Origin of the sequence: Helcococcus sp. KG196 (assembly GCF_046035495.1) — a bacterium.
In the GTDB taxonomy this organism is placed as follows: Bacteria; Bacillota; Clostridia; order Tissierellales; family Peptoniphilaceae; genus Helcococcus; species Helcococcus ovis.
Genome location: NZ_JBFNFI010000020.1, coordinates 14610 through 32176, shown reverse-complemented (window position 1 = coordinate 32176; position 17567 = coordinate 14610). Strand labels below are relative to the sequence as shown.

The following is a 17567-nucleotide window of genomic DNA, read 5'->3' as shown; positions in this document are numbered from 1 at the left end:
TTTTGCAATTTCCACAGGATATAAATCCCTCTCATCTATCACATCTACTGTAAGCTGTACAGCTCCTAAACTATCTGCAAAATGTCTGTATCTTAGTTTAGCCAATTTTTCAGCTTCCTCTGGGTTTTCTGCCTTTATTGTTCTTTCAATAACCCTGTGTTTAACGATTTGTACTTTGTATGCTTTCATTTCTTTACCTTTCTTTTGTGAAATTAATAAATTGTTTCGTCATTCAAATAAGTAGGTACACTTTTATGTGTACTTATTTTTTTTAATTTTTTACAAAATGCAAAATATGATATTAAATTTGTAATAGTACATAGTACTAGTGTTAAAAATATTTTCTCCATCTCTTTCCTCTTTCTTTAATTGTTACAAATTTTTCTTAATAGAATTAAATTCTATTATTTATTTAAAAAAATAATATTATCAATTGGCATATCATATGCATCTGAAATTCTTCTTTGTTTTTCAGGTGCAACACTTTCTGGATTTTTTTCCCATTTTATTAGTGTTGATGCACTAACTCCAATTTTTTTTGCTGATTGTCTTATTGTAAGATTTGCGTTAACTCTAGCTGCTTTTAGTGTAATTTTTAAATTTTCCATTTTAATTCCCTCCTAACTAATTACATAATAATAGAATTAAATTCTATTGTCAAGCTTTTTTTATAATTTAATTCTATTTTTTTAATATTTTGTTTTACTTTTCTATAATTATATTCTATAATTTGCTTAAGGAGGAGTTATGAAAGATATAAATTCAACAATAAGTAATAATCTTAAGGAATTAATGGATTCAAAAAAAATTAATAATAAAGAACTTTCTAAAAAACTAGGAGTATCTGAAAGTACTGTTGGTAAATGGTTACTAAAAAAATCCACTCCTAGAATGGGTGTTATAGAAAAAATATCCGAAATATTTAACGTGAATAAATCTGATATTTTAGAAGAAAAAATTGAATTAGAAAAAATAAAAGGTATTACATTATTCAATAGGGCAAGACAAATCCCTATAGTTGGTACTATAGCATGCGGAATTCCAATTTTTGCTGATGAGAATTTTGAAGGTTATTTTATCGCTGATTCATCTATTCGTGCAGACTTCGCCCTAAAATGTAAAGGGGATTCAATGATTGACGCTGAAATATATGATGGAGATACAGTTTTTCTTAAAAAAACTCCTGATGTTGAGAATGGGAAAATAGCTGCTGTATTAATCGACAATGAAGCAACACTAAAAAAAGTAATTAAAACAAATGATGTTATAATTCTTCAACCTTGCAATTCTAATAGCAACCTATATAAGCCTATTCTATTAGATGGAAAAGAAGATACAATGATATTAGGTGAAATGGTGGGTGTTTATCATCCTTACAAGAAATAGGAGAAATGATATGTTTAAAAATAAAAGTTTTTTATGGTGGATATTAGTTGGCTGGTGGATATTTTTATTATACATAATAACAATTGGTTGGATAATAGAACCTGTAAAATATTTTTCTAATAAAAATAAAAATATTCCTAAATATAATAACTTAAATTTAATAGTTGCTGGGACATATTTTAGAAAAAAAGAAATTGAAGAATTTATGAAAAAAAATAGCGAAAATTTATGGGATAAAATTTCTCCAAATTCTAGAACTTTATTTAAATATAAATCCATACGTAACTATTCTAATGTTGAGCTTATTAGAGAACCCAATAATGAATATGATTCTAATGCAATAGCTGTAATACTTGATGGATTTAAGGTTGGGTATATTTCTTCAAATGATAATATTCAAGTTGGTTCAATTCTAAAAAATATTAAAAATATTTCAGCTGATATAAATGGTGGTGATTTCAAAAAAATTGACAAAGATGGTGATTTAATAAAAATTTTAAATGATTATAATATTACAATACATTTAAGTTGTTAGAAAAAGAAATAGATCCTCTTTTTGAATATACTAAAGAACAATATGCAAATTTGTTAGGAGTTAATTAAAAAGTATTAGATTATATAGTGGATAATAAATAAAATAAAAAATAACGCAATTAAAAAACAAAAATTAGGAGGGGAAAATGTCAATTAATGCATATTTTGATGAAAGTTGTCATTTAGAAAATGATGGAATCAACATAATGATAATAGGAGGAATATACTTATATGATTATAATGTAAAATTAGTTTCTGAAGATATTAGAAAAATAAAACAAAAACATAAAATTCCATTTCATAGAGAAATAAAATGGACAAAAGTTTCTAAATCTAAATTTGAATATTATAAAGATTTAGTTGACTATTTTTTTGATAATGAAATGTTATATTTTAGAGCTGTAATTATTCCCGATAAATCTAAATTAGATCATAAAAAATTTAAACAATCGCATGATGAATTTTATTATAAAATGTATTATCTATCTATTATTAAGTTATTATCAATAAGTGATAAACTTAATATTTACATTGATATCAAAGACACAAACGGATATTCAAAAACAGAAAAATTAAAACAAATTTTGAACAAAAAAGCTAAAGATAAAACTAAAATTAATAAAATACAACAGATTAGATCTCACGAAAGTCAAATAATGCAATTCTCTGATTTATTTATTGGAGCATTAGGATATTTACATAGAAATTTAGACAAAAGTTGTTCAAAATTGAAACTTGCAAAACATATTGAAACTAGATCAAAGCAAAATCTAAAATATACTTCATTAATGAGTAATCATAAATTTAATATTATTGTTTTTAATGGTGGTAAAAATGTATAATTGTAAAAATCTAACACAAATAGTAACTTTAAATGACTATAATGGGAACTATTTTCAATATGAAACTTATTTATATAATATATTTAGAAATAAAATAAAAAATAAGATGCATTATAAAGGTAAGCCTATTTTTACAAGAAGACATCCTATGTTTAATAATAAAGAAGAAGCTTTTTATCACTTAACTTGTAGTCAAGTTAAAGGCGAAAGACTTTTAGATACTAGAAGATCTGAAAGATTACATTGGATTCCAGAAACTATAAATAATAGTCATACTGAATGCCCTGTTGAATGCATAAAATACTATGAAAAAAATAATAGAATTCATTTATTGAATGAATTAGATAGATATATAATAGTTCTTGAAGAAAGAGATAATTATATATTATTAATTACTTCATTTTATATTTCGGAAGAGCATACCTTAATAAAAAAAATTAAAGACTACAATACATATATTTCATCTATTTAAAAGCAAAAATCGGAAACCTAGGCGGTATCCGAAATCAGAAACTCCTTATACAACATGGTATATGAGCTAAATATATTATAACACAATATCAAATTATTTAAAGTACTACATATGGTATTAAATAAAATGTAAACTACAAGAAAAAAACACCCCTACCACTCTCACCTGGTAAGGGATGTGTAAATAGAGTATATTGCTATACACTTCTTTGACAAGAATATTATAGCATATACTCGTTTCTTTGTACACAAAATACAAGAAAGGAGTATTTTTTATGAAAAACGAAAAAGGATTTGGAAGTGTTTATAAACTTCCTGGAAAAAGAAGAAAAAAATATGCTGCTGTTGTAACAACAGGATATGTTGGAACCATTCAAAAAAGAAAATATATAGGTTACTTCAAAACGAAAACAGATGCCATAAATGCATTATCGAAATATAATTTAAATCCTTATAATTTAGGAGAAGCTGAATTAAGTTTCAAAGATTTATATGCTTTATTTTTTACAGTTAAACAAAAAACTGTATCAAAAGCAACATTAGATGGATACAATGCTTCTTATCAATATTTTAAGGATATATATAACAAAAAATTTTTAGATATATCTACTGCCGAACTTCAAAATATAATAGATAGCAATAAACATTTAAGTAAATCATCACTAAATAAAATAATAGGATTATTTAATGGTTTATATAAATATGCTGATGATGCTAAAATGCCTGTGTCTAAAAATCCTGCTAATTTAGTAAAAGTTATAGATTATTATAAAAAAGAAGAAAGAGAGCAAATAATATTTACGGATGATGAAATACAACGCCTATGGGAAAATGTAAATATAGTTGAAGGTGTTGATATTATTCTTATATTAATTTATTCAGGATTTAGAATTAATGAATTATTAAAAATGGAAAATAAAAATGTAAATTTAATAAATTTGACATTTAAAGGTGGAAATAAAACAAGAAATTCAATTAATAGGATTGTTCCTATTCATAGTAAAATTATTGAATTAGTTAAAAATAGATATGATAAAAATAAACCTTATTTAATTAATAATCTATCTGGCTCAAGAATGACATCAACTAATTTTAGAGCTCATCAATTTGAAAATATAAAAAAAGTTCTTAAGTTAGAAGATCATACTATTCATGATACTAGAAAAACTACTGCTAGTTTACTAAATCGATTCAACGCAACCCCAATTAGCATTAGAAAAATTTTAGGTCATGCAATGAAAGATGTTACAGAAGAAGTTTACATAAAACTTGATACAGAATATTTGAGACAAAATTTAGAGTTAATTACTATTTAATTTTGTATGTTATTTGTATGTTATTTGTATGTTATTGAAGTAAATTATAGCAAATTATGAAGCATATGTATAAAGAAACCCCCTTGAAAAATAGCTATTTCAAGGGGGTAAATAATTAATTTACTTGGTATGGTAATAGAGCGATTTGTCTTGCTCTCTTAATTTGTTTTGCAATTAATCTTTGATGATGTGCACATGTACCAGTAACTCTTCTTGGTAAAATTTTACCTCTTTCACTGATAAATTGTTTTAATGTAGCAACATCTTTATAATCAATATTATCTAATTTGTCTTTATCAAAAGCACAAACTTTTTTTCTTTGTCTAAATTTTCTTGCCATTTAGTTCTCCTTTAACTTATTAAAAAGGAATCCTCTTATCTTCAGTTGGATCAAAATCTGCTGAATACTCGAAATTATCATCAATTGGTGGTGTATAAGAGTCAGGTTGGCTAGGTTGTTGATTATTAGATTGATTTTGCACCGGTTGTTGTGCAGATGCTGAATTATTACCACCTTTCCAATCTAAAAATTCTACATTAGATGCTAAAACATCTGTTGTATAAACTTTTTGCCCATCTTTTTCATATGAACCTGTTTGAATACGACCTGTGACTAAAACTCTTAATCCTCTGCTTGTGAATTTAGCAATATTTTCTCCAAGTTTTCCCCAAGCAACTACATTTATAAAATCAGCTGTTGGTTGTCCTTTGGATTCCATCTCTTGTTTTTTTTCTCTCGATAAGTTTTTATCTACGGCTACATTTAATCTAACGTAAGCCATATTGCTTCCTTGTGTATATCTTAGTTCTGGATCTCTGGTTAATCTTCCCATTAACACTACATTATTCATTAAATCCTCCTTAAAATATTAGGACTCTTTGTTTACTACTAAATACTTAATAATTTGATCTGTGATTTGAGCTCTTCTTTCCAACTCTTTAATTATTGAAGGTTCTGCTTCAAAATTAATTAAAACATAATTTCCTTCTGATAATTTTTGTATTTCGTAAGCTAACTTTCTGTTTCCCCAATCTTCGATTTCACCTAATTTTCCGTGTTCATCGATAACGTCATATAATCTTTGTAAAACGTCTTTTTTTAGTTCTTCTTCAAGATTTGGCTTCAAAATAACTATCATTTCATAATTATTCATGATTTACCTCCCCTATGGTTTCAACCCTGCTGCTAACAGAGTAGAGAATTTTTTACTGATTAAGTATATCAAATAAAATAAAATTAATCAAGTTTTTCTCTATATTCCTTCATAATATATTCAAAAATATCCGCCGTTGTAGGTGGAGTATAAATTATCGCATTAGCTCCTGCTTCAATGGTTTTTTTTATTGTTTCTTCACTAGAGCCGCCAGTAGCAATTATAGGAAAAGCTTCACCTAATTCTTCTCTAATTTTAGCTACAAGTTTGGCTGTATTACTTCCCGCTGATACATTTAATATCTGTACTCCCGCCATTATCTTTTCTATATAATTATCTTTGTCCGAAACTACGGTAAGAATAATTGGAATATCTATGATATCTGCAATTTTTTCAATTGTATCTACATCCATAGGTGCATTTACAACTACACCATAAGCTCCCATTAATTCAGCTTGCAAAGCTATATTTATTGAACGACTTCCTGATGTAAGTCCACCTCCAACTCCTACAAATACAGGAACCATTGATGTATCCATTATAGCTTGACTTATTGAAATAGAAGGTGTAAACGGATAAACTGCAAATACTGCATCAGCATTTGAATTTCTTATAACGGCTATATCTGTTGTAAACAATAAAGATTTGATTTTTTTCTCTAAAATATTTATACCGCTCGCATTTTCTATTACTTCTGGCATAATAACCATTCTATTTCTCAACTCGTGTTTAATCTTAGGTATTTCTTTAAGTTTTCTACTAGATTGATTATAAGAATCAGGCTTTTCTAATTCTACCCCTATAAGTTCAGGGGAAATATTTAAACCATATTCTGCGATTATGTGGTTACCATGATCTTTAGTTTCTAAAGTCCTAAAATTATTTTTATTATTTTCTGTTTTTTTCTTCATACTCTACTTCCCTCTATAATTATTTATCTCAACAATATTATACTACATTTCAAAAAAATGTAACTGTCAACATTATTAAATTTTTGTATTAATTTTTTGTTAAAATATTGTATTTATACTTCTTATTAATTAAAATAGTAGTTAAGGATATATAAATTAAAATTAAATAATATAGATTTTTTACTATATTATTCAACATACAAGGAGGAATTATGAAAAATTTCAAACTTTTAGAAGAAAAATACTTAAAAAATGAACAAGCGAATGCTCTGGTTTTTGAACACAATAAAACACTGGCTAAAGTATTTGTCATGTCCAATAATGATGATAATAAAGTTTTTGGTATCGGTTTTAGAACTCCACCAAAAAGCAGTAATGGTGTATGCCATATAATAGAACATTCCGTATTAAATGGATCAAAAAAATATAAAACTAAAGAGCCATTTATGGATATGGTAAAAGGATCTTTACAAACATTTTTAAATGCTATGACTTATCCTGATAAGACAATTTATCCTGTTGCTTCAAGAAATGATAAAGATTTCAAAAATTTAACAGATTTATATCTAGATGCAGTATTTAACCCAAGAGTTAAAACTGATGAAAAGATATTTAGACAAGAAGGATGGAGATACAATCTTGAAGATGATAAATTAACATATAAAGGTGTTGTTTACAATGAAATGAGAGGTGCTATGTCCTCCATGGAAACTCAAGTTTACAAAAATATTTACGCTGAATTAATGCCGGATACAATTTACGCTTACAATTCAGGTGGAGATCCTTATATAATTCCTACTTTAACTTACGAACAATTTTTAGATTATTACAATGAATTTTATCATCCTTCAAATTCATACATTTTCCTATACGGAAATTTAAATTATGAAGAATATTTAAATTACATTGATGAGGAATATTTAAATAATTATGAATATAGAAGTGTAGATTCTAAACTTGCATTTCAACCAAGATTTGAATCTCCAAGATATGCTGTAAATTATTTAAATACAGCTAAAGAAGTTAAAGAAAATGAATCCTTTGTTTCATATTCAACATTAATGGGAGATGGAGCAAATTCAAAAGAAAGAATTTTATCAAGCATTCTTACTTCCGCATTAATTGACAATGAAAGCTCCAGTTTGCGTCAAAAATTACTTTCATCAGGAATACTTGAAGTGATTTTTTCAACATCTCAAACAAATAGAGAATCATCATTTTCACTAGTTGCTAAAAATATAGATGCTAAGGATAGAGATAAATTTGTTAAAATAATTGAAGAAGAATTAAATGAAATAATCAAAAACGGAATAGATAAAGACTTAATTTTATCTGAAATAAACGACTATAAATTTGATATTAGAGAAAAGGGAAATTACTCTACAAAGGGTATCCCTTACTTTATAAATGCTTTTGATTCTTGGCTATATGACAAATCACCAATCGAAGCAATAGATATTGAAGGTGATTTAAAATATATCGAAGAAAACATTGAAAAAGGAATTTTTGAAAAATTTATCAAAGAAAATATTTTAGAAAACAATCATAAATCAATAGTTACTCATATTCCTAAAGCAGGATTAAATGAACAAAAAGATAGAGACATGCTAAATTTCCTAGAAAAAATGAAAAAAGATTTAACACAAACAGAAAAAGAAAATCTTGAAAAGTTTAGAGAAGAAATGGCTGATTTTCAAAATAGAGAAGATACTCCAGAAGAAAAAGCGACAATCCCAATGCTTACAAAGGAAGATGTTGACACAAAAATCCCTTCAATTGACAGAGAAGAACTTAAAAAAGATTGTTACACAATCTTGAAGCATAATCTTCCAACATCAGGAATTGACTATATTGATTTAACTTTTGATATTGACCATATTACAAAACCTGAAGATATACTTTATGCAAATCTTTTAACGGCAATGTTAACAATGCTTGACACTAAAAATTATAATTATTCCGACTTAAATAAAGAAATTTTACTTTCTACAGGAGGAATAAAGGCTGACATTAATCAATTTATAGTTAAAGAAACAAATGAAATTAAGATAAAACTAATTGTGTCTACAAAATCATTTACTGAAAATATCGAAAAAGCTACATCTGCATTAAAAGAAGTTTTATTAAATACAAAATTTGACAATCATGCAAGATTAAAAGAAATTTTATTAATGATTAAAGCAGGTTCAGAAATGGGACTATACCAAACTGCTCACGTTAAAATGATGAATAGAGCCGTTTCAAATCATTTGGAATTTTTCAAATACAATGAGTATATAAATGGTATTGATTTCCAATTATTCATTAAAAATATTGTTGATAAAGATATAAAAGAAATAGCTTCAAAACTTGAAAACATTTACAATAAAGTATTTTCTAAAAATAATTTGATTGTAAATATAGCTTCAACATTTGAAAACTCAAATCTATTACCATCTATTGAAGAATTAGCAAATTCATTTGAAGAAAAGACATTCACAGTTTCTAAATTTGAATTCATTCCTTCAAAAAAATCTGAAGGTTTTGCGACTTCTGCCGATGTAAACTACGCATCATATGGTAATAAATTAAACATGGAGTTTGACTCAAAATTTGTTGTACTTAACAACCTTGTTTCAACTGAATTTTTATATACAGAAATCAGAGCTAAGGGTGGTGCTTACGGTGCAGGAATGACAACATCTCAAAGAAATAATTTTGCAACATACTCATACAGAGATCCAAACCTACAAAGCACATTAGAAAAATACAATGAAATCCCTAAATTCCTAGAAGAAACTCAATTAACAGATGAAGATTTACTTCCATACATCATTGGTGCAGTTGGCAAAATCAATCCTCCAATGACAGAAAATACAAAATCTTCATTCGACCTATCAATGTACATAACAGGTCAAACAATTGAAGACATTGAAGAAAAAATTGAAAATGCATTAAAAGCAGACATGGAAACATTAAAATCAACATCAACAAAATTAAGAGAAATCTTAGATACAGCTTCATTAGCCGTTCTTGGAAACAAGACAGTTATAGAAGAAAATAAAGAATTATTTGATGAAGTAATTGAGTTATAGAAAAAATAAAAGAATCCACGCTCGGCACTAGTCCTCAGACCTATCGGTCCTGCGGAGTTTGAAAAATAAAAGAATCCACGCTTGGCACTAGTCCTCGGACCTATCGGTCCTGCGGAGGTGCCTGCGTGGATTTTTTATTTTTTTATATCTTTTTATTATTTTTACTAAGTATTGTTTTGAAAATAGTTAAAATCACTCAATCCATTCAAAATTTTTCTTTCCTGCACCAATTTCAAAATGGTATTTCCCTATACCTGTTTCGATTTTTCCAAAATTTTCACTTTCAGAGTAAAGCCTTACTTTATTTTCATTACCTTTGACAACAAAATTTTGTTTGTTATATGCTGTCGGAGCATAAAGCAAAAACTCTATACCATCCCAAAACCACTGAGGAGCAATTCCATTATATGTAGCTATTTTTTCTGCTTTTTTACATCTATGCGGAAATCCCTGTGTTTCTCCATATCCGACAACAATAATTCCTTTAACAATTACCTCATCTGAATTATAATACTTTGATATATTCTTAGAATTATATGTCCCACCAATCCACCATGTATTTAATCCAAGAGTTTGAGAATATAACATAAGCTCTGTTCCATAGTAACCCAATTTTTCATCAAGATTAGGAGATTTTTTTCCGGCAAGAATAAAATAGTTCTTTACCCCTTTTGATAAAATAAATTTTGCAATATTTGAAAGACCATCTGAGCTTCCGGTAACTAAAAGAAAATCCAAGTTTGCAGATTGATTAATTTGCTTTATTTTATCATTTAACAATGAAACTATCTCGCCTGGAATAGCTTTACCAGTAAATTTTTTGACTGTATGTCTTTGTAAAACTGCCTCTTTAATAGTCATTTATTAATACCTCCCTATATTTGAATATTTCTATAAAATTTATTCCAATAATTATAACACTTTATTGATTATATGATACTCCCCTGCTCTATAAAAAGTCAACATTTTCACTACTAGCACTAAAAAATTATCGCAAATTTTAGAATTTTAATTTTGATGTGATTTTTTTAGAGCACATTTTTATCGCATTTTTAAAAAACTTCAATTTGTGGGTATTTTTGATGAATAATTTTTGAAAATTTTACTCAATTTCATTATCTCAATTTTCGAGATAGCAATTTTGAGATAATTTTTAACCGCATTTTTGTTATCGCTTATTTTAAATTTAATTTTTTGAGAATATTTTAAGCTAAATTTTTATTATCTCTTTTTTCTATTTTTAATAATTGAGATTAATACACCATTCGCATCAATAAAATAAAGAGTTTAACGCAGGCACCTTCGCAGCCCCATAGGAGCGAGGACTAGTGCCGTAAGTAAAAACTCTTTATTTTTTATTATTTATTATTTTTTTCTCAAAACTAAGTAAACTCCTAAAGATATAACAGCTAATATAATTACTATTATGCTCGCAATATCTAACATGCTTAAATTATCTTTCTTTTCGATATTTTTATCATTTTTCAACTCATCTTCTTTTTTAGTTTCTGAAGAAATTTTATCAACTGACTTTTTAACATCTTTTTGTTTTTCTGTTGATTTTTTAGATGTTTTGTTTGAAATATCTGAGTTTACTATTTCAGTATTATTAACTACTTTAATTTCTTGAGTTGTTTCTGAATTTAAAGATACATTTTTTGATATATTTTCATTTATATTTAATTTATCATTCAATTCAAATAAACTTACTTTTTCTTCATCATATGATAAAACATAATTTGATATTTTATCAGTATTTAATACTAGATATTTTTTACCACCTTTTTCTATAATTTGGTAGTTTTTAATTTCTTCTAATTTTCCATCTTTACTTAATGATAAAGATTTAAAGTTCTTTTTAATAACTGGAATATATATTTTAACTGGATAATCCAGCTTTTCTACATTCTTACCATCTATGCTTGCAGAAATATCATATCTATCAATTAAATTATCTTCTAAACTATCATATTTTTTAACTACAATTTTTAATGGATTCAATATTGAACTTTTACCTTCAAATACTATATCTTCCACTTTTTTACTAATATTTTCATCTTTAATAGAAATTTTTACATTAGTTTTATTTATATCATTTTCTAATTTAGTAGAATCCAAAATAGATTTTTTATTAATATCTTCAAGATTTTGACCTTGTTCTTTTAATTTTTCATCTATTTTAACCTGAGCATCTGATTTATTATTTTTTACACTCTCAGTAATTTCAGGTCTATCAACTTTTCTTACAATATATTGAACTTCGTAACTATTTTTTAAATAATCTGTTAATGTTAATCTAACAACATCTCCATCTTCTACTTTAACTTGCTTATAAAATTCCTTTTCGTTATTTCCGTACTTAGTATTTCCTGTTGCAGCTTCATTTCTATAGTTTACAACATGATCACCATTTACTAAAAGGGTATATCCGAACCCATTATCCCTAACCTTACCTTTTAATTCTATAAAGTCTTCGTAAGTTTCAATATAATTTTTCTCAATAGTTTTACCATTTTTTGTTTCAGATTCAACTTTTATAGTATTTTTGGTATTATCACTTAAGGTTAATTCCGGAAGAGTGTTGTCAAATAAAATTCTTACTTTTCTATCAACTAAAAGTTTTCCTTCTCTATCTTCAACTCTAACACTTACCGGATTAATTCCCTCTTTAATTTCTACTTTATAAGCAAATCTATTTCCTTTACCAACAGTGCTATTAATTATAGCTTCTTTACCATTTACAAACACTTTTGATTCAGAATTATTTGTATTTCCTGTTAATTCAAAATAGAACTTATCTCCTATTTTTTCAACTTTTTGAATTGCGTCTTTTTCCAAATTTTTACTGTTTAATACAATTCTGCTTAATACTTTTAATTCAGTTTCTTTTTCTGCGATTTCTGCTTCTTTAGAATTTTTAATATATTCAGAAATTATAACTGTTCTTTCAAGTCCTTTTCTACTTTTAATTTTATTGCTTGGAACTGCTAAATCTAGACCTTCTATTGTCTTACTTACTTCAATCTTACCTGCTCCTGGTTGTCTTAAGTTTAGAAAATCAAATGATTTTGATGGAGTAGCAAATGTATGATTAAATGAACCATCTTTATTAATTTTTATTTCATCACCTCTATTTACAGTAAATTTCAATTCCTGTGGAGAAAATACATTATCTGAAACTTTTCCCTTAAATGTTACTGTACCATCAGGATTTTTAGTAATTTTAAATTGTTTATATTTATTATATTTTTCTACTTCTTTTTTCAATTTAATATCATTTGTACTGATTTTTTTCTTTTCATTTTCCTTAATTTCTTCAACATTTTCTAACTTAATTTCCGGCTTCTCATAATCATAAATAAATTCTCCAAGTGAGACTGTTCTTAATAATTTATTATCTTTATCATATTCTTCAACAAAAGCTTCATATTTTCCTTGTTGATTTTCATTTAAATAAAATGATCCGAACGTAACTTTTTTATTTACAACCTTAAATGGTTTAATTTCTATTTTTTCCTTTTTATTTTTGAAAATCAATTTAATAGTTTTTGTTTCATTTAAATTTGTTGTAGCTAAAAATGATTTTTCCAAAGTTTTATTCATTTTAATATCAATAAAACTTTCCCATCTTTCAACTTTAAGTGGATTATCACCAAAATTATTAATTGTATATTTACTTTCATTATATGCGTAATCATAAGCATATATTTCAGCCTTTTCACTACTTACATTAGTAAATGGAACTTTTACAGTATATAATTTTGTTTTTTCATCATATGATGCTTCATATCTTTTTCGTCCAATTTTAACATATGTAGAAGATACTCCCGTTAAATCATCCACTTTGTATGTAATCTCTCTACCATCTTTTAAAACTTTATATTCTTTTAATAAATCTTTTTTAATATTAATTTTAGGCTTTTTAGTATCAACTTTAACAGGTAACTCTAAAGTTTGATATGCGTATTTATCAGATAATTTACCTTCAACTTTGATATAATATTGCCCATCAGATGTTAATTCAAATTTTCCAGTCTTCTTATTGTATATTTTACCATCCCATAATCCTGAGAAGAATGGTCTAGTTTTAAATAATTCACCTTTTTTAACTGCTTTATCGTAATCCGCAAGAGTTTGACGTCTTACATTATATTCTTCGCCTAAAACTCTAACTGTTTCTTTGTTAGAATTTAATACACTAAATTTCAAACTTGATACAGGTCTAAGTAAACCAATTTGAGGCATTATTACTTCTGCTGCATTATCATTATTAGGAGAAAATGAAACATATTTCGCATCTGGAATTCTATCTTTTAGAGCTAGTTTAGGTTTAATACCTAAAGTAACAACTTCTGATTTTCCAAATAATCCTTGTCCTACTGTTGAAAATAATTGAGTATCAGTATAATAAGTATTATTTTTATTTTCTACATTATACGGTTTATCAAATATATCTTCTTCATTCCAATTTCCAACAAATCCCATATAAGTAAAATGTATATTGGGTTGAGTTTCATCTTTAGAAATAAAATTTATAAAGCCTTCTACAAATTGATTTGAAACTTCGCTCGCATTTAATTTAACATTAATTTTTACAGTTTCCCCAGGTTTAATAGAAATATTTCCTTTATCAACACTTATATTCGCACTACTAAATACTTCTTTAACTTCTTTATTTATATTTACCGTAGTTTGCACTTTTGATGGTTTAACTTCAAAAGTTAATGTTTTATCACCATAATTTTTAGCATTTATTGTAAATTCTTTATTTCCTACAAAATCTCTTAAAGCTCCAGTAGGCTCATTATCTTCAGAATTCGTCAAAATTACTCTATTTTTTATTGCGTCATCTGTTTGGATTAATCCAGCTCCTTGTCTTCTTGGTGAGAATGGTAATTTATTTTCAAAATTATTATTTGTCATAATTTTTGCTGAATTTATCAAAGTATACTTTGTAAATAAAGCATAATTATCTATACCCGTCTTTATATCATTTTTTATTTGAGATAAAACAATAGCACTTGCCCCTGCAACATGTGGCGATGCCATTGAAGTCCCACTTGTCATTTTATATTTTCCATCATTTACTGTAGAATATACATTTCCTCCAACAGCTGTTAATTCCGGCTTAAAATCAAGATTTGATGTTGAACCCATAGATGAAAATACACTCATATCATCTTTTTTATCACTATCAACTTTAACTGGATCTTTTTCAAATTCTATTTCAAAATCTGGATTTTTATTAACTAAATCACGAATTTTTTCTCCCAAAGCTTTTTCAAAACTTGTAACAAAAATATTTTTATTAGCTCCCGTAATTTCCATTCCCGGCATTTCTTCATCAACATTATTAAATATTACAACCCCTATAGCTCCATTTTCACTAGCATTATTTATTTTTTCAGTAAAAGTAATTTTACCTCTTTGAATAAGTGCAATTTTACCTTTTACTTTTTCTTTTAATTTTTCAAAGTCTTCTTTTTGCCCTAATTCAACATAAACCATTTTATTTTTAGCTGATGTTAATTCTCCTTGTGCTATATTATACTCTTTTTTTACATTTTTACCATTTTCATTAAAGTTTACATAATATACATATTTACTATTATTTTCATAAGATGCTATGCTTAGTGCTTTTCTTGATGTTGACGGTGATGCAACAACACCAATATCTTGTCGTTCAAATTTATTAGAAATATTTTTAGTTTTTCTATTTTCAACAAATGCAGCCGTGTCATTACCTGCTGCAATTACAACTAGAACTCCTTTATCCGTTGCCGAATTTACAGCTCTTTGCACAGGATCATTATCATTCATAAATCCTGAAACACTTCCCAATGACATATTAATTATATCAGCTTTATGTACTATAGACGCTTCTATAGCAGCAATAATATCATCGTCTTTCGCTCCTTTTTGCTTTTTATCATTACTGAAAACTTTCATTGCTAAAAGTTGAACATCTCCAGCAACTCCTGAAATTCCTTTTTTACTTTCATCTCCATTAGCCCCTACAATCCCTGCAACATGCATACCATGATCAGATGCTGTACCCTTTACAAAATATGATTCATCAGCAAAATTATATCCATAAGGAACTTTCATAGTGAATTTAGTATCTTTATTTTTATCACTAACAAACGGTTCTTTAATTTTAGCTTTTTCAGGATTAGTCAATTTTTGCATATCAGGATGATTAACATCAATACCGGAGTCGATTATTGAAACAACCATTCCCTCGCCTTTATTTTTATAATTTTTAGTAGCTTCTAATACCTGAGTTAAATGTTTACTTGAAGTCATTAATGGATAATATTCCCTAGACTCTGTAATATTTTCAATACCTTTAATAGTTTTAAACAATGGTATTAAAGATTTCGGTACATCCGCAGAAAATCCATTAAATGCAACATTAAAATCCTTTTTCAACTTTACACCTAGATACTGATTTACTTTTGATTTTATAAGATCCTTATTTGCATCTTTTTTCAATTGAATAACAATTCTAGCCGTTTCTTCTTCAGGGTTACCTTTATTTATAACCCATTCTAATGGCATATCCATTGCATATGATTTAACTGGTAATGCAGTAAACAAAATTACAATAGAAAAAATTACTGATAATATTCTTTTTCTCCTCATATATCCTCCTTAAATTTTTAATTGTAATTATACTTTATTTTTCAGGAATAATCAATAAAAACTTTTAATTTATTTAAATTTTTGTATATTTTTTAAATAAATGAATAATTTTATTGAATTTCAATAAATTATATAGCATTATTTGAATATTATTCAATTTATGCATTTATTTTGTTTATATTCATTATTTTTGTATAAACTTATACATAATATTAATTTTATATTTTTTCACACTATAATTTATATTTTATGAATATATATACTGATTTTTATCGTTATTAAAGTAACAATTTAATATATAAAAAATTTCTAACAAATAAAAAAAGAATCAGAAATTTTACTCTCTAATTCTCTTAATATGTTGTTTTAACGCTATTTATATCTTATAGGTTTATTACAAGACGATTTTATTAAAATACTTACTTTATGTTCCCCAAGTCAAATCCCTGTTCTTTCGCTACTTGTAACAATTCTTGTCTTTTAATTTGTTGTTTCGTATATTTTGCAACTGCCTGCTCTGTAAATTTATCAACAGGTCCATTAGTATTTCTTAAATCATAATATTTTACCATTTCTTCATCATATTTTTTAAATACTTCATGATAATTTTCATATTTTTTGTATGTGTCTGTAAAAATTCTATTTTCATAATCCATTCTTGGCTTTAATTGTGGTTCTTGGTCAGGATACCCTATTCCCATTCCTATAACCGGAAATGTATGCTCCGGTAACTCTAAAATTTCCACAATTCTTCTGGCATCATTTAATATTGAACCAAAATATACAATTCCTAGCCCCAATGATTCTGCTGCATTAGCAACATTTTGAGCCATTATTGCAGCATCTGTAAATGATGAAAATAATCTATCAACGTCATTTGTATGATCTTCAGATGCATCTGCCTCTTGTAAAATTCTGTGATTTCTATAATTATCAGCAACAAACACCCAAAATTCAGGAGCTTCATTTACATATTTTTGAGTAGAAACTTCTGCTATTTGAGCTCTTTTTTCTTTATCAACAACTCTTATTATAGAAGCAGTTTGCATACCTATTGAAGTAGATGTTCTATTAGCAACATTGTATAAAGTTTCTAAAACGTCATCAGATAATTTCTCATCCTTCCACTTTCTAATTGATCTATGATTTAAAATAGTTTCTATAGTTTTATTAGTTTTCATAACACCTCCATTTTTTCATTTATACCCAGAATGTATTATTAATATCTACAAAT

At 26.5% G+C, this 17567-nt stretch carries 15 protein-coding genes; 6 read left to right on the top strand and 9 right to left on the bottom strand.

Features of this window, described 5'->3' with window-relative positions; genetic code table 11:
• Nucleotides 1-189: hypothetical protein (locus ABGF45_RS07750; RefSeq protein ID WP_408112708.1), on the bottom strand; the 189-nt coding region annotated here is incomplete at its 3' end.
• A 215-nt stretch (nucleotides 190-404) separates the two neighbouring features.
• Nucleotides 405-608: a helix-turn-helix transcriptional regulator gene (locus ABGF45_RS07745; RefSeq protein WP_408112707.1), complete on the bottom strand. Its 204-nt coding sequence runs from the start codon at nucleotides 606-608 to the stop codon at nucleotides 405-407.
• A 139-nt stretch (nucleotides 609-747) separates the two neighbouring features.
• On the opposite strand from ABGF45_RS07745, the gene ABGF45_RS07740 reads away from it, so the two are divergent.
• The 5 genes from ABGF45_RS07740 (at nucleotide 748) to ABGF45_RS07720 (ending at nucleotide 4549) form a co-directional block, all read left to right on the top strand.
• Nucleotides 748-1386, top strand: a complete 639-nt coding sequence (locus ABGF45_RS07740) for a LexA family protein (RefSeq protein ID WP_408112706.1) — start codon at nucleotides 748-750, stop codon at nucleotides 1384-1386.
• 10 nt (nucleotides 1387-1396) lie between these two features.
• Entirely contained in the window at nucleotides 1397-1921 is a 525-nt protein-coding gene (locus ABGF45_RS07735; protein WP_408104590.1) for an HIRAN domain-containing protein, read from the top strand.
• A 145-nt stretch (nucleotides 1922-2066) separates the two neighbouring features.
• Nucleotides 2067-2762, top strand: a complete 696-nt coding sequence (locus tag ABGF45_RS07730; protein ID WP_408112705.1) for a DUF3800 domain-containing protein — start codon at nucleotides 2067-2069, stop codon at nucleotides 2760-2762.
• Nucleotides 2755-3234, top strand: coding sequence for a hypothetical protein (locus tag ABGF45_RS07725; protein ID WP_408112704.1), 480 nt, complete (start codon nucleotides 2755-2757; stop codon nucleotides 3232-3234). The genes ABGF45_RS07730 and ABGF45_RS07725 overlap by 8 nt, the downstream gene beginning before the upstream one ends.
• A 274-nt stretch (nucleotides 3235-3508) precedes the next feature.
• Nucleotides 3509-4549: a tyrosine-type recombinase/integrase gene (locus tag ABGF45_RS07720; protein WP_408112703.1), complete on the top strand. Its 1041-nt coding sequence runs from the start codon at nucleotides 3509-3511 to the stop codon at nucleotides 4547-4549.
• 115 nt (nucleotides 4550-4664) lie between these two features.
• Here the strand turns inward: ABGF45_RS07720 and rpsR are convergent, their stop codons facing one another.
• From rpsR to ABGF45_RS07700, 4 genes are all read right to left on the bottom strand, one after another.
• Nucleotides 4665-4889 carry a 30S ribosomal protein S18 gene (rpsR, locus tag ABGF45_RS07715; protein ID WP_134743893.1) on the bottom strand — a complete coding sequence of 75 codons (225 nt, stop codon included), beginning with the start codon at nucleotides 4887-4889 and terminating at the stop codon, nucleotides 4665-4667.
• Between the two features lie 19 nt (nucleotides 4890-4908).
• On the bottom strand, nucleotides 4909-5400 hold the full coding sequence (locus ABGF45_RS07710; protein WP_134711330.1) for a single-stranded DNA-binding protein: 492 nt from the start codon (nucleotides 5398-5400) through the stop codon (nucleotides 4909-4911).
• A gap of 18 nt (nucleotides 5401-5418) precedes the next feature.
• Entirely contained in the window at nucleotides 5419-5703 is a 285-nt protein-coding gene (rpsF, locus tag ABGF45_RS07705; RefSeq protein WP_134711331.1) for a 30S ribosomal protein S6, read from the bottom strand.
• A gap of 83 nt (nucleotides 5704-5786) precedes the next feature.
• Nucleotides 5787-6614: a hydrolase gene (locus ABGF45_RS07700; RefSeq protein ID WP_407933644.1), complete on the bottom strand. Its 828-nt coding sequence runs from the start codon at nucleotides 6612-6614 to the stop codon at nucleotides 5787-5789.
• 212 nt (nucleotides 6615-6826) lie between these two features.
• Between ABGF45_RS07700 and ABGF45_RS07695 the strand changes: the two genes are divergently transcribed.
• On the top strand, nucleotides 6827-9688 hold the full coding sequence (locus tag ABGF45_RS07695; protein WP_134743894.1) for an insulinase family protein: 2862 nt from the start codon (nucleotides 6827-6829) through the stop codon (nucleotides 9686-9688).
• Nucleotides 9689-9880: 192 nt separating this feature from the next.
• Here ABGF45_RS07695 and ABGF45_RS07690 read toward each other — a convergent pair whose 3' ends face one another.
• The 3 genes from ABGF45_RS07690 to ABGF45_RS07680 all read right to left on the bottom strand — a co-directional run bounded on the left by ABGF45_RS07690 (nucleotide 9881) and on the right by ABGF45_RS07680 (nucleotide 17514).
• Nucleotides 9881-10549 (bottom strand): nitroreductase family protein, encoded by a 669-nt coding sequence (locus ABGF45_RS07690; RefSeq protein WP_134743895.1) that lies wholly within the window; start codon nucleotides 10547-10549, stop codon nucleotides 9881-9883.
• Nucleotides 10550-11053: 504 nt separating this feature from the next.
• Entirely contained in the window at nucleotides 11054-16333 is a 5280-nt protein-coding gene (locus ABGF45_RS07685) for a S8 family serine peptidase (RefSeq protein ID WP_134743896.1), read from the bottom strand.
• Between the two features lie 419 nt (nucleotides 16334-16752).
• Nucleotides 16753-17514: an NADPH-dependent oxidoreductase gene (locus ABGF45_RS07680; protein ID WP_134711334.1), complete on the bottom strand. Its 762-nt coding sequence runs from the start codon at nucleotides 17512-17514 to the stop codon at nucleotides 16753-16755.
• Nucleotides 17515-17567 lie beyond the last annotated feature (53 nt).